Raw genomic sequence first — 12,370 nt, 5'->3', positions numbered from 1 at the left:
GATGGCGCCCGCCACGCGGGAGGAGCTCGGCACGGTTGTCTCCGTCCCCGTGACGCGCAAGCCTGCCCCACAGTTCAGCAGCCGCTGACCGGGAAAAGCGTTCCGCTATTGCCCGGATGCCGAAACAGTAGCGGAAGCGAAGACTGAGCAACCGCCAGATCCACATGACGAAACAAGAGGGACCTGTATGTCGCCTGCCGCTTCCACTCGTCTGTCCGTTGTCATCGATACGGACCCCGGGGTAGATGACACCTGGGCGATCTTGTTCCTGGCCGCCCAGCCGGACGTCGAGATCGTCGCTGTTGGAGCCGCGCACGGCAACGTGCCCACTGCCGTGGCGGCCGCCAACGCCTTACGTGTGCTCGACGTCGTCGGCCTGGATCAGGTACCGGTTGCCCTGGGCCATCCGGTTCCTCTTCAGCAGCCTTTACAGACGGCAGAGTTCGTCCACGGCGCGGATGGACTGGGTGGCAAGGCGGGGCCTCCGTCACCGCGACAGGTCAGCGCGGAATCAGCGGCGGAGCAGCTGGTACGCCTCGCCAGACAACGGCCGGGAGAACTGACGTTGCTCGCCCTGGCGCCGCTGACCAACATCGCCCTCGCCCTTCGGATGGAGCCGAACCTCCCCCGACTCCTGCTCCGTGTGGTGTGCATGGGCGGTGCGTTCCACGTCACGGGCAATGTCACTGCCTGGGCCGAGGCGAACTCCGCACATGATCCGGAGGCAGCAGAGGAGGTGCTGCGCGCGGGGTTCGACCTGATCATGGTGCCACTGGACATGACCGAACACGCATGGGCTGACGCATCCTGGCTGAAACGGATCGCGGATGCCGCCGCCCCGGCTGCCCGCTTCGCGTCCTCGGTGCTTGAGACCTACGTTGCCCTCTATAGCGACGCTCACGGCACCATCGGCTGCGTCCTGCACGACCCACTGGCTGCGGCCATCATGGTTGATGAGTCCTTGGCGACGTACAAGGAGCGCCAGGTCATGGTCGAACTTGCGGGACATGCGCGTGGCGCCACACTCATCGATGAACGGAAGTTCACCACGATCCACGGGGGTATCCCCGATCAACGGCCTACGGTGCGGATAGCCGCCACCGTGGATGCTGCCACTGCCATGGATCGCCTCCACCGCGCTCTGATCACGCCTGAGGCCGGTCAGTAACCGAAACCACACTTGCCGTAGCTCTTGACAACCCTTCAGGGTAGGTCCTGAGCACCTCGGGGGTCCCTCGAGTGGCCCGGCCGCCTGGCCTCGCTCGTAGGCGGCCGGCTCGCGCGAGCTGAACCAGGAACCAGGCGGTGCCACGGCGAAGCGGTGATCTCCGGGGGCACCGCCCGGAGAGCGGCCCACCACCCCGACACGGCGTCACAGTTATGCCGATTTCTATGACGCGCCGCGCGGACGAGGGCGGCGGTGTGGGTGGTCAGGGTGGTCGCCCGCAAGGTGAGCCCGGACAACAGCTGCTGGCGAGTTCCCATTCGTCCTCGGCGCCTGGGGTAAGGCCAGGACGACGGCGCGTTGGGCCTGGGAAGTGGCGCGTTCGCCGGCGAAGCCGTGCCGCTCGGCCTCGGTGCGAGGGGTCTCATACGCGTCGGCCGTCCAGGTTGCCGGCAGCGGACCGCGGAGCACCTGCTGACCACCCAGCTCACCCAGCTGCGAGCGGCGACCCCGGTGACGCTTGAGCCCGCGGACGACGGCCCGATCTGCGCAAGGCGGCGCGACCGGCAACGGGCGCTGCCTCTCTCACCTGATCTGCCACTACACCGCGCCTGGCACCACAGGACACACACCAGCTGGCCGAAAGCGAACGGGGAGCAGCATGGCTACCGGGGGATGGGGGGCCGGGAAACGGCCTGGGTCAGTCTGGTGGCAACGGACCGGGAGGCCAGGGCGGCTGGGGCGCTCCCTACGGACCACCGCAGGGCGGCCCGTACGGTCCGCCACCGCCGAATCCGGGTCCGTACCCGTACCCGTACCCGAACCAGCCTCCCGTACCCCTACGGCCCCCAGCCCACGAGGCCCGCCGCCCGGCGCCGCCGCCACCATCGCTCTGATCCTCGCCTACGACGTGGATCCGAACCGTTGGCAGGACGCGGCGTACGGCGGTGCCGCCCAACTCATCATCGCCCCGTTCGTGCTGATCATCGCCGCGCCCCTGGTCATCATCGGATTCATCTACTACGCGCCCCCGCACCTGCGGCCGCATCTGCGGATAGGGCCCGAGCTCGAAGGCTGTTGGAGCCCTGGCTGTCGCGTATCCATTTTGGGATGACAGCCCTGGGAGATGAGTGTTCCGGCTCAGTGGGAGAGGGCAAGCTCGTCGGCAACCGTGTTGAGTCGGCTCAGTCCGCTCGCTGATCCAAAGGGGACACTACGATCTGGCGATCTCTTGCCGGAGCTGTTGGGTGAAGCGATGCAGGAGGTCCAACGTCTCCCGGAACTCGGCCCGGCGGTCGTCCCTGCCATCGGTGGGTCGGGTGCTCCATACCCGACGCGCGAGAGCATCAGCGAGATCGATGGTGTCGCTGACGCAGAGCAGGTAGAGGGCTGAGCGTGCCTCCTGCATCCGGTTCGCCAGTTCGTTGGCTCCGGGACCATCGTCGTTCAGCTGTGTTTCCTTCAGATAGTCCAACAGCTGAACTACCGCCGTGTTGAAGCCGATCCCTGCTTTGAGTTTCTGCTCGCGGAGCCACATGCGGTCGTGTCGGTGCGCGGTGAACCACGAACCGAACACCACCCCTATGAGGCCGATAGCGGCCCCGATGGTCACAGACAGGATGTTTTCCACGGTCAGCTCCCCCGACGCACAGCGAACGTCAGGCTACAGAGGCTGTCGGAGGCGTCGCACTCGATGAGCGCGCTCGCATGCCAAGGGTTTGTTGATCCGAACGAAACGGCCTACCCCGCACACCGGCGGCAGGGAATCACCACCGCGATTCTGCACGCCGGTGCCCGATGGGCCGCAGCACGTGGCGCCGAGAAGCTGTACCTGCGAGTCATGGACGACAACCACAGCGCGCGCCGGCTGTACGGCCGCGTCGGATTCCGCGCTTCGCGCACCTATCACTACCGGCTCAAGTCGTAAGCCGGTTGCTGCCTCCGCGCCCACGGCCGCGGCCTTCCGACGGCGCTCACAACTCGGCCATTTTGGGCTGCCCAGCCCACTTCTTGGAGTTAACGCCACTCAGCCCTGGGCTGTCAAGCCCAATCTGGGGTTATCCTGGAGCATGACCATCAACACGGCAGCTCCGACGCCTGACAAGCTCACGTCCAAGGGGAAGGCGACGCGTGCCCGCATCCTGGACCAGGCTGCTGAGCTGATTTACACAAAGGGTGTCCACGCGACGAACAACGAGCAGCTCCGCCGCGCCGCCGGCGTCAGCGGATCGCAGCTCAACCACTACTTCTCGACCAAGGAGAGTCTCGTCCTGGCCGTGATCGCCTGGCAGGCCGAGCGCGTCCTCACCTTCCACCGCAGTGAGCGATTCGCCTGCTTCGACAATCTCGACGAAGACGGACCTTGACGTTCACGACGAGCTCGCGAGTGTGTTCGACCAGTGGAGGGTCATCTTCCGCGATGGAATCGCGCGCATGCGGCAACTCGGTCGCATCAGCCTGCGTTGCAGTCAGCCATCGACTACGTGCAGACCTTCGCGACGTCTCTCGACCCCGGCGTACTCCAAGCTCAGTAGCCGCTTCCACGTGGACGGGTCAGCGGAGCTCGGCATTATGCGACGCCGCAGAGTACTCCGCCGGTAAACGATCGCGCCCCAAGTGGATGCGGCCGCCGTCGGCGGTGTGGATCTGCCGGAAGCTGGTCGAGTGGTCCTCGGTCGCGGGCATGACCTTGATCGGAATCGTGCCGTTGACTGAACCAAGAGCCGAATATTCGCAGGTCGGAGGTGGTGTCTGCTAGCTTCCCGGCCATGCTTGAGACCGGCGATTCGGGCCGGGACCTGGTGGGCTTCGTGCTGCCGGAAACCGGTGGGTTGGCGGAGACTGCCGACCCGGCACGTCCCTATGCGCTGCTCGACGCGGACGGTGCTGTGGTCGTACCCGTGGAGGCGTTCTTCGCGGAGCTTCAGGCGTATTCGCGGCCGGCGACGACGGTCCGGTCCTACAGGATGGACCTTCTGTGGTCGTGGCGGTTCCTTTCCGGCTGGGGGGCCGGGATCGGGCGACGCGGGTGGAAGCACGGGACTTGGCGAGCCCGTGCCTCGATAGCTGCCGTCGGCGATGGTCATGGTCGTGCCGACTGCCGCCGATAGGGTGTTCAGCACGAGCGACGATACGCGGCGGGTGGTCGCGGCCTGGGGGCGAATCCGAGACGTGGCTGGGTGAGCACGCTGCTGCTTCGGCCGGTTTGCTGCGCCCTCCGGCCGGTGAAGCCGCCATCGCGGCGGCGGAGGTGGCCATTGGAATGAGTTCCCGGCGGCGCTCGCGGGCTGGTATCGGATCCATGACGGTTTCGACGAGGGCCATGGTCCTGGGGTTTTGCCGTCCGGCATGACGATGTTGCCGCTGGCTGAGGGGGAGTGGACACCGGATGCCGAGGCCTTGGCCCGCGCCCAGCTCGCCGCCGCACGGGGCGCTGTGATGGTGGCCCCACACGGTCTCCGGCGCCGGTGCCCCCATCGCCGTCGCCCTCGTCACCGCGGACTGTCTGTCAGCGGTGAGGCGGTTACACACCATAATCGCCGGTTATGTAAGGTACGCCCCGATTGTGGGTAAAAGATCCTCGTGACCACCAAACCGTGGCGCCCGGTTACACTCGCGTCGGCCGTACCCGTCCCTCTGGCGGCGGCACTCCTCACGGCCAGGGGTACCGCTCACGCTGAAACCAGCGTGAACGAGATCGCCCACGTGCTGCGGAGCAGGCTCGTCTACGTGGATCGCGCGTCCGGCGCACTGAGCGCCGGGCAGGCGCGCGAGCTGGCGGGCAGCATCCGCGACACGGGCGTGCCGTCCTATGCCGCTGCCCTGCCGGACGACTCCGCGTACGGAGGAGAGCGCATCTTCGACCGGCTGTGTGCCGCCGTCGACCGGCCGGGCGCGTACGCGGTGCGCTCGGCTCATCGTTCGGCGCGGCCTCCGACGCCGCCCCGGTACTGCCGGGGCACGTCTCGCAGGCACTGGCGCTGCAGAACCTGCGCCGGCACCACGGTGACCTTCCGGCGGTCCTGGACGGGTTCGTGGCCGATGTGGCGGCGCGGGCCGGCGGCGGGGCGACGGAGGTCAGACGGACCTTGCGAGGTCGAACCGCGGACGACGGCGAGACGGGCGTGGACCGCACCCTTTCATTCGACGCATATGTTCTCAAAGCATGGAGAGCGACATGCTGTTCATAGGGCTCATCATCCTGGCCGCGGCGGCTGTTATCGGCGTGGTAGGCGTGCTGAGCAACCTCGACGGTGGGCATGTGCTCACCGATGGCTTCTCTCTGTTCGGTTTCAACGGCGGCGGCTACACCGGAACGGTGTTTCTCTCCGGGATCGTGATCGGCGCCGCTGCCCTGCTCGGGCTGAGCCTGATGATGGCCGCCGTGCGCCGCAGGCACGCCGCGCGCCAAGGGCTCACCCGGCACCGCCGGGAGGCCGCGCCGGTCGACCGGGATCGCGATGAGGTGGCTGGCAGACACGAGCCCGCGGACGACGAGTCCGCCCGCGGCACTCGGCGCCATGGCCGACCGCGTCTATTCGGGCACCGCACCGCCCATCGATAGGAAGGCAGTGACTCATGAATGTCGGGAAGAAGATGGCCCACACGGCCGAAGCGGTGCGAGGCAGCGCCAAAAAGGCGCTCGGCCGGGTCACCGGTAACCGCCGCATGCAGGCGGAAGGGCGTGGCGGCAAGGTGAAGGGCAACGCCAAGCAGTCCGGTTCGAAGATCAAGGACGCCTTCCGGCACTGATCCGCGGTAGACGATCACAGGACGCGGCTGGGACAGCCTTTTCGGGGCCGTGGTGACGTCAAGGCGTCAACTCGTCAGGTACGTCCCCACGGGGCGGAGTCACCCTCGTGCCCAGAACCCCGAGGGACGCGTCCGGCCTGTCGGGCTGCCCGTTTTCTCTCCCGCAAGGCATTGGAGGACTTCGGCCCTCGACCACCAGCGGTCCGTCAGACGCGAGGTCATCGTCCACCTGGGAACGCTGGACTCCGTCGTCGGCAAAGAGAACGTGATCTTCCCGGGGCCCCGGCACCGGCAAGACCCGCCTCGCCGCCGGGCTCGGCATCCGGGCCCCGCCAGCCAGGCCGGCCACCGGGTCGCTTTCGCCACCGCCGCCCAGTGGGTCGCCCGCCTGGCCGACACCCATCAGACCGGGCGGACTGGTCCGGGGCTTGGAGCAGACCGCCGGCAAGCTAGGAGTCGCCTGGCCAAACAGGTAAATCCCACCTGCCCACGCCCAGGACCGGGCGTCCGCCGGAGGTGGCGCACGGTAGGCCGTCCTCGTGGCCGGGCACTGCGGGCCCGCCCGGGTGGCGCATCGCCACTGCCCCCGGCCGCAGCGCCGACTGCTGCAGGAACACAGCCCCCTGCAGCATGACGCCCAGGTGGCGGGGGCCGGACGCGAGGCGCGTCTCCTGGTCGTCGGCGTCAATGTCGACGGCGTGGGCGGTCCCGCACATGAGGGGCCGCAGGTCCTCCCAGGGGACCACGGAGCGCACCGTGCCCGCCGCGTGCCCGCCGCGTGCGCGCGCGTCAGCAGCTGAGCGGCGAGAGAATCGAGCGTGTTGGCGATCTCCGTGGTACGGCCAGGGCGTGCTCCGGCGCGGCATCCGGCGTGGTCGCGCACGATGGTGATCAACGGGTGTAGGGCAACGTGGTGAGCAGCTCGACGGTGCACAACTCGGGGAACACCACCAGATCGGCCCCTTCGCAGGCGGTCAGCAGATCTTTCACGTGGCTGACGAACCCGGAGAAGTCCTCGATGGGACGCACCGCGGAGTTCACCGCCGCGAGCGAGACGTGCCGGGCCATGCGGCAGTCTTTCCACTATCGCGAGCTGTTCTCAGCGCAACAGGCCGAACTCGATCAGCGCGGTCCGGATGACCTCGATCTCCGCCTCATCTGCCTCGACCAGGGGAAGCCGCACCCCGCCGACGCGATGGCCGAGCAGATTGAGTGCCGCCTTGATGGGAATCGGGTTGGTCGTCACCGAGAGCGCCCGGTACAGCGGCCGCAGCCGGGCGTCGATCTCCGCGCGACGGTCGGGTTCGTCGACCATGCGTCGCATCAGCGGTCCGGCGACCTGGCTGGCGACGAGAACGCCGCCGCAGCCCCCGAGTTCGAGGGTACGGGCGAAGACGTCGTCATCGCCCGCATAAAGCCCCAGGCCGTCGAGAGGGGCGAGATTGGCGTTGTTGGCCTGCTTGACGTAGTCGATGTGTTCGATCTGAGCCAGTTCGCCGAGCAGGTCGTTGGGCATGTCGATGCCGGTACGGGCCGGGACGTTGTACACCATGACGGGCTTTCCCGCCGCCTTGGCGATCTGGCACGCCGGGTTCGGGAGGGCGGCATGGAGAAACGGGCCGGGAGGAATCCCGGAACCGCGCTCCATGCCGACCCCACCACGACGTGGGCGTGGTCGACTCCGACGCCCGACTGCTCGGCAAGCTCAGGATCAGCGACGACGCGGCGGGCTTCCAGAGCCTGCTGCGGCTGCTGGCCGAGCACGGCGACAACCTGGACGATCCGATCCCGGTGGCGATCGAGACGTTCCGCGGACTCCTCGTGGCCTGCCTACGGGCCTCGTGCCGGAAGGTCTACGCGATCAATCCGATGGCCGTCGCCCGCTACCGCGACCGGCACGTCGTCTCCCGCAAGAAGTCCGACCACCAGGACGCAGTCGTGCTGGCGAACATCCTGCGGACCGATGCCGAGCTCCACCGGCCGCTGCCGAGCGACTCCGAACTGGTCAGAGCGATCGCCGTGCTGGCGCGGGCCCAGCAGGACGCGGTTTGGGACCGCACCCGCGCCCATAACCGGCTCCGATCACACCTGCGCGAGTACTACCCCGCGGTCCTCCAAGCGTTCGCCGACAAACGTGAGCGGCTGCTGTGTCGGGAGGCCCGCGCGATCCTGGCGATCGCACCCACTCCGGCCGAGAGCGCCCGGCTGACCCGCACTCGGCTCAGGGCAGCCGTGACGAGGGCCGGCCGTCAGCGCCGGATCGAGGCCGGGACCGACCGGCTCCTTGAGATGTTTCGCCGGACCTGGCTTCGCCGGCCGGCCCTTGTTGAGAAAGCGATGGGACAGCAGACGCTCGCCCTCCTCGCCCAGCTCGACGCGGCCTGCTGGGCATGCGACGACCTCGCCCACGACACCGAGGAACTGTTTCTGCAGCATCCCGACGCGGAGATCATCACGAGCTTCCCCGGCTTGGCCACGCTCACCGGCGCCCGGATACTCGCTGAGATCGGTGACGACCGAACCCGCTTCGCCCAGGCCCGGGATCTGAAAGCCTATGCCGGAAGCGCCCCCATCACTCGCCAATCAGGCAAGAGCCGCCGCGTCACCCATCGCCGCATCAAGAACAGTCGTCTGGCCGCGAGTGGGCGGCACTGGGCGTTCTCCGCACTGACCGCCTCACCCGGGGCTCACGCCCACTACATCCGGCGACGCGACACCGGCGACCGCTACCACGCTGCCCTCCGCCATCTGTTCAACCGCATGCTCGGACAGCTCCACCACTGCCTGACCGACCGCCAGAGATTCGATGAAGCAATCGCCTTCACCCGTCCTGAGCCGTCCTCGCTCGCAACAGCTGCTTGACCCCATAACTGCATGGGGTGTCTTGTCCGCGTATGCCTTGAGGTCGACATCGGCGAGTGCGTCGATGATGCCGTGCTCCCGTGCCGCCGTCAGGTCGTGGGTGGCGCCGGGCAGTGCGGGCGAGGCCCACAGTAGCCGTCCGAACGGGTCGGTGAGGACCTGGACGTTCATACCGTGGTGCCGCTTCTTGCCGGAGTAGTAGGGCCGGTCGGCGGCGATCCGGTCGATCGGCAGCACGGTGCCGTCCACGATCATGTACGCCTTCGTGCCGGCCGTCACCATCGCTTCGGCGGGCGTCGGCGCGAGCGCGGCCAGGACTTTGACCGCTTCGTGGACATAGTGGTACACGGTGGCGATCCCTATGCGGAATCCGGTCGCGAGCTGCGCGTAGGTGTCGCGACACTGCAGGTGGGCCAGGGCGAGCAGAGCTTGGCGCCCCGGAGCCAGCGGCTGCCGGCTGCCGATCTCCCGGCGTCGTGCCGCCAGTTCCCGGCTGAGGTAGCGCAGGTGCGCGGTGGACAGGTCCGTCGCCGACGGGTAAACAAGCACGCGGAGCTCCTGGAACGACAGTTGATCTTGGTCGACAACTCGTCTACCAGGAGCCTCTTTGTTCTGTGGACGTGTCCAACTCGTGTTCGCCGCTGGCAGGTTGGAAGAGGCTCAGTGTCACTGCCGCGACGGCGCCGAGTACGACGATGGCGATGCCCCCGAGCAGGGCGTTGGCCATGCCGGAGTCGAATGCCTCGCGGGCCGCGTCGGCCAGGCGGGCGCCTGGCCGTCCACCGAGTTCCGCCGCCGTACGCAGCGCGCCGGTCAGCGATCCGCGGGTTGCTTCCGCCGCCTCGGGGGACAGGCCGCGCACCGCGTCGCCCGTCTCGGAGCGGTAGGTGGTGTTGAAGACGCTGCCGAGGACGGCGATACCGAGGACTCCGCCCAGTTCGCGGGTGAGGTCGTTCAGCGCGGAAGCTACTCCCTGCTTCTCGGCCGGTAGCGTGGTGACGATGGCCTCCGTAGCCGGGGTTGCGGCGAAGGCGATTCCCGCGCCGAGCAGGGTGGTACTGCCGAGGAAGGGCCAGATGCCTCCCCCGTCTACGGTGGTTGCCAGTAGCCCCAGGCCGGCGGCGATCAAAACCATGCCCAGAACCATCACGGCACGTGAGCCGCACCGTTGGGCGAGTGAGGGGGCAGCGGGTGAAAACACCATCGCACCGGCGGCCATCGCGATCAGGGCGAGCCCGGAGCGCATAGGCGAGTAGTCGAGGATCTGCTGCAGATACTGGAGACCGAGGAAAAAGAAGCCGAACATCGCGATCGACTCGGTGATGATCACAAGCGAACCGGCGGCAACGCCTCGTATCCGAAACACCCGTACGTCGAGCAGTGGCTGCGCGCTCCTCAACTCCCAGCCGATGAACGCCGCGAGACCAGTGGCGCCCACTGTGAAACCCGCGAGCACCGCTCTGTCGGACCAGCCGCTTTCCGGCCCCTCCACGATGCCGAAGACCAGCGCCCCGACGCCCACGACGGACAGCAGCCCGCCCATCGCGTCAAGCCGTACCGATTCGGCGTTCTTCGAGGTGGGCGCAAGGATAGCCGCGACCACCAAAGCGAGCGTGGCGAGCCCGGCATTCGCCGCGAACACCGAACGCCAGGTGTATGCCTCCAGAAGGCCGCCAGCCATCAGTACGGCCAGCAGTGCAGACCCGAAGCTCACACCGGACCAGATGCCGACTGCCCGGCCGCGCTCATCGGGTGGGTAGACGTGGAGGGTGATCGACAGGGTCATCGGCATGACCAGGGCCGCGCCAACGCCCGCCAGACCGCGCAGAACGATGACCAGGTTCACGTCGTCGGTCCAGACAACGGTGCCCGAAGCCAGAGCAAAGATGATGAGACCCGTGAGCAGGACCCCCTTGCGGCCGTAGCGGTCACCGAGCGCACCACCCAGGAGTAGTAGGCCGGCGAAGGTCACCCCGTACGCATTCATGATCCATTGCAGCTCCGACTCGGTGGCTCGCAGATCGCGCGCCATGTCGGGCACGGCTACCAAGAGCGAGGCGAGCATGCCGACCACGACGGCGAGCGCGAGGCACATCACCGCGAGTACGGCGGTCCGATGGGCGGCCCCGGGCCGCACGGCTGGGGGAGCCGGGGACTGCTGCACGACGATCACTCCACTCAAACGAACGTTTCAAACGGCCGTTTAAATTGCACCATACCCGCCTTGCTTGAATCAAGCGTTCGCTTTAATTTGGCGGAATGAACGAGACCCGTCCCGCCGCGAGCCGATCCCACCCACCCGCGGGCCAGTCCCGCCCCGCCTCCACTCGGGATCGCCTCCTGGATGCCGCAGAGCGGCTCTTCGGCGAGCATGGCTTCGCCGCCACTTCACTGCGGGCGGTGACGGTCGCGGCCGACGCCAACGTGGCGGCGGTGAACTACCACTTCGGCTCCAAGGAAGGGCTGCTGCGTGCAGTTGTCGAGCGCGCGATGGCCGCCGTCAACGGTGAGCGCCTGCGCCTGTTGGAGGAACTGCGCGCCTCCGGTCACCAGCCCAGCGTGGAAGAGCTGGTGCGCATTTTCATCCTGACCGGCGCACGCCTCGTGGAGCAGAGCGGTGACCGCGGCACGGACGTCGCCCGGTTCCTCGGTCGTGTGATCTCCGAGCACGACCCGGCCATCCGGCGGATCTTTGGGACGGAGGTCGGTCCCGTGGAGGGCCGATACCTCGAAGCCCTGCAAACCGCGCTTCCCCAACTGCATCCAGATGAGGTCGGGTTCCGTTACCGTTCCATGGTCGGCCTGTTGGGCCTCTACCAGTCAGGTGCCCTCGCCGATCTCCATCCACGTGGCGACGCAGAGGCTATGACGAATGCCGCTGAGGCCGAACGACTGATCACTCTGCTCACCTCGGCGTTCCACGCGCCGGCCACCACCAGCTAAACCTCGCCACCGAAGGTGCGGCCCCCGCCGGAGGTACGCGAGCCGTCCGAGTGGCCCAGCCAGCACCGCCCGCGTTTCGTCTGCCCCGGGGCCAGGGGATATCTGCGGCGGCTTCACGGGCGGCTGTGACTGAGTAGTGATCTTCGGGGGCTCGGCTGCTCTGTTCTGGTGTCCCGTCTTTTGGCTGAGAGTTGGAGCTGGGGGAGTGGTTGCGTTTCGGGTGTGATTGGCGTGGCCTGGTGGTGTGTTCGGTTTGGTTGTTCGGGCGCTTGTCCTGGGGTCCGGTAGTGTCACGGGGTGCTGATGCTCCTCCGGGGGCGGTTGTGGGGTCGGTAGTGCTGTTCTGCGAGGTGGTCCAGGCGGATGGTTTCGAGGGTGGTTTTGGTGATGCGTTCGGTGCCGTCGATGAGGGCGGTGATGGCGGCCTGGCGGATGAGGGGGGCGAGGCTGCCGATGCGGCCGGCGGTGCGCTGGTGCAGGTAGGGGGCAGTTGGGGGAGGGGCCCGGGCCGGTGGTGGCGCAGGTCGAGTGCGGCTTCCACCGCGGTGATGAGGTCGCGGAAGGGCTCTGGGTCGCCGAGGCGGGCGGGGAAGGCGGCGCAGTCGATGAGGGAGGCGCGTCCGGCGACCTGAGCGCCGCGTACTCCGG

The 12,370-nt window shown here is 67.8% G+C and carries 13 protein-coding genes and 1 pseudogene; 9 read left to right on the top strand and 5 right to left on the bottom strand.

From position 1 onward, the window contains the following. Nucleotides 1–187 precede the first annotated feature (187 nt). Both ACMTAK_RS01865 and ACMTAK_RS01860 read left to right on the top strand, forming a co-directional pair. Nucleotides 188–1,168 (top strand): nucleoside hydrolase, encoded by a 981-nt coding sequence (locus ACMTAK_RS01865; protein ID WP_413804502.1) that lies wholly within the window; start codon nt 188–190, stop codon nt 1,166–1,168. Between the two features lie 907 nt (nt 1,169–2,075). After that, a complete protein-coding gene (locus ACMTAK_RS01860) occupies nt 2,076–2,279 on the top strand; it encodes a hypothetical protein (RefSeq protein ID WP_413804501.1) in 204 nt (67 codons plus the stop codon). A 99-nt stretch (nt 2,280–2,378) separates the two neighbouring features. On the opposite strand, the gene ACMTAK_RS01855 is transcribed toward ACMTAK_RS01860, so the two are convergent. Further along, a complete protein-coding gene (locus tag ACMTAK_RS01855) occupies nt 2,379–2,795 on the bottom strand; it encodes a hypothetical protein (RefSeq protein ID WP_413804500.1) in 417 nt (138 codons plus the stop codon). 63 nt (nt 2,796–2,858) lie between these two features. On the opposite strand from ACMTAK_RS01855, the gene ACMTAK_RS01850 reads away from it, so the two are divergent. The 5 genes from ACMTAK_RS01850 (at nt 2,859) to ACMTAK_RS01830 (ending at nt 5,917) form a co-directional block, all read left to right on the top strand. Next, on the top strand, nt 2,859–3,092 hold the full coding sequence (locus ACMTAK_RS01850) for a GNAT family N-acetyltransferase (protein ID WP_413804499.1): 234 nt from the start codon (nt 2,859–2,861) through the stop codon (nt 3,090–3,092). 142 nt (nt 3,093–3,234) lie between these two features. Beyond that, nucleotides 3,235–3,531 carry a TetR/AcrR family transcriptional regulator gene (locus ACMTAK_RS01845; RefSeq protein ID WP_413804498.1) on the top strand — a complete coding sequence of 99 codons (297 nt, stop codon included), beginning with the start codon at nt 3,235–3,237 and terminating at the stop codon, nt 3,529–3,531. A gap of 402 nt (nt 3,532–3,933) precedes the next feature. Further along, on the top strand, nt 3,934–4,275 hold the full coding sequence (locus ACMTAK_RS01840; protein WP_413804497.1) for a hypothetical protein: 342 nt from the start codon (nt 3,934–3,936) through the stop codon (nt 4,273–4,275). A 1,055-nt stretch (nt 4,276–5,330) separates the two neighbouring features. Next, on the top strand, nt 5,331–5,729 hold the full coding sequence (locus tag ACMTAK_RS01835) for a hypothetical protein (RefSeq protein WP_210947549.1): 399 nt from the start codon (nt 5,331–5,333) through the stop codon (nt 5,727–5,729). A gap of 14 nt (nt 5,730–5,743) precedes the next feature. Further along, nucleotides 5,744–5,917 (top strand): CsbD family protein, encoded by a 174-nt coding sequence (locus tag ACMTAK_RS01830; protein ID WP_210947548.1) that lies wholly within the window; start codon nt 5,744–5,746, stop codon nt 5,915–5,917. Nucleotides 5,918–6,808: 891 nt separating this feature from the next. Here ACMTAK_RS01830 and ACMTAK_RS01825 read toward each other — a convergent pair. Together ACMTAK_RS01825 and ACMTAK_RS01820 are read right to left on the bottom strand one after the other, a co-directional pair. Next, on the bottom strand, nt 6,809–6,985 hold the full coding sequence (locus ACMTAK_RS01825) for a hypothetical protein (protein WP_413804496.1): 177 nt from the start codon (nt 6,983–6,985) through the stop codon (nt 6,809–6,811). 31 nt (nt 6,986–7,016) lie between these two features. Beyond that, entirely contained in the window at nt 7,017–7,565 is a 549-nt protein-coding gene (locus ACMTAK_RS01820; protein ID WP_413804495.1) for a dihydrodipicolinate synthase family protein, read from the bottom strand. A gap of 17 nt (nt 7,566–7,582) precedes the next feature. Between ACMTAK_RS01820 and ACMTAK_RS01815 the strand changes: the two genes are divergently transcribed. Then, nucleotides 7,583–8,779 carry an IS110 family RNA-guided transposase gene (locus ACMTAK_RS01815; protein ID WP_413804494.1) on the top strand — a complete coding sequence of 399 codons (1,197 nt, stop codon included), beginning with the start codon at nt 7,583–7,585 and terminating at the stop codon, nt 8,777–8,779. On the opposite strand, the pseudogene ACMTAK_RS01810 reads toward ACMTAK_RS01815, so the two are convergent. Together ACMTAK_RS01810 and ACMTAK_RS01805 are read right to left on the bottom strand one after the other, a co-directional pair. Beyond that, a pseudogene (locus ACMTAK_RS01810) lies at nt 8,744–9,328 on the bottom strand (transposase family protein); the annotation flags it as partial. The gene ACMTAK_RS01815 and the pseudogene ACMTAK_RS01810 overlap by 36 nt on opposite strands. 43 nt (nt 9,329–9,371) lie before the next feature. Beyond that, nucleotides 9,372–10,874: a DHA2 family efflux MFS transporter permease subunit gene (locus tag ACMTAK_RS01805; RefSeq protein WP_413812769.1), complete on the bottom strand. Its 1,503-nt coding sequence runs from the start codon at nt 10,872–10,874 to the stop codon at nt 9,372–9,374. A 164-nt stretch (nt 10,875–11,038) separates the two neighbouring features. Between ACMTAK_RS01805 and ACMTAK_RS01800 the strand changes: the two genes are divergently transcribed. Further along, entirely contained in the window at nt 11,039–11,722 is a 684-nt protein-coding gene (locus ACMTAK_RS01800; RefSeq protein ID WP_413804493.1) for a TetR/AcrR family transcriptional regulator, read from the top strand. Nucleotides 11,723–12,370: the final 648 nt, after the last annotated feature.

Origin of the sequence: Streptomyces lacaronensis (assembly GCF_047337785.1) — a bacterium.
Taxonomy (GTDB): Bacteria; Actinomycetota; Actinomycetes; order Streptomycetales; family Streptomycetaceae; genus Streptomyces; species Streptomyces lycopersici.
This window is presented reverse-complemented; position numbering and strand designations above follow the sequence as displayed.

Bases quoted from the DNA above. Each gene is read 5' to 3' on its own strand.
- ACMTAK_RS01865 (WP_413804502.1), top strand. From the start codon at position 188: ATGTCGCCTGCCGCTTCCACTCGTCTGTCCGTTGTCATCGATACGGAC.
- ACMTAK_RS01850 (WP_413804499.1), top strand. From the start codon at position 2,859: ATGAGCGCGCTCGCATGCCAAGGGTTTGTTGATCCGAACGAAACGGCC.
- ACMTAK_RS01845 (WP_413804498.1), top strand. From the start codon at position 3,235: ATGACCATCAACACGGCAGCTCCGACGCCTGACAAGCTCACGTCCAAG.
- ACMTAK_RS01840 (WP_413804497.1), top strand. From the start codon at position 3,934: ATGCTTGAGACCGGCGATTCGGGCCGGGACCTGGTGGGCTTCGTGCTG.
- ACMTAK_RS01835 (WP_210947549.1), top strand. From the start codon at position 5,331: ATGGAGAGCGACATGCTGTTCATAGGGCTCATCATCCTGGCCGCGGCG.
- ACMTAK_RS01830 (WP_210947548.1), top strand. From the start codon at position 5,744: ATGAATGTCGGGAAGAAGATGGCCCACACGGCCGAAGCGGTGCGAGGC.
- ACMTAK_RS01825 (WP_413804496.1), bottom strand. From the start codon at position 6,985: ATGGCCCGGCACGTCTCGCTCGCGGCGGTGAACTCCGCGGTGCGTCCC.
- ACMTAK_RS01820 (WP_413804495.1), bottom strand. From the start codon at position 7,565: ATGGAGCGCGGTTCCGGGATTCCTCCCGGCCCGTTTCTCCATGCCGCC.
- ACMTAK_RS01805 (WP_413812769.1), bottom strand. From the start codon at position 10,874: ATGTGCCTCGCGCTCGCCGTCGTGGTCGGCATGCTCGCCTCGCTCTTG.
- ACMTAK_RS01800 (WP_413804493.1), top strand. From the start codon at position 11,039: ATGAACGAGACCCGTCCCGCCGCGAGCCGATCCCACCCACCCGCGGGC.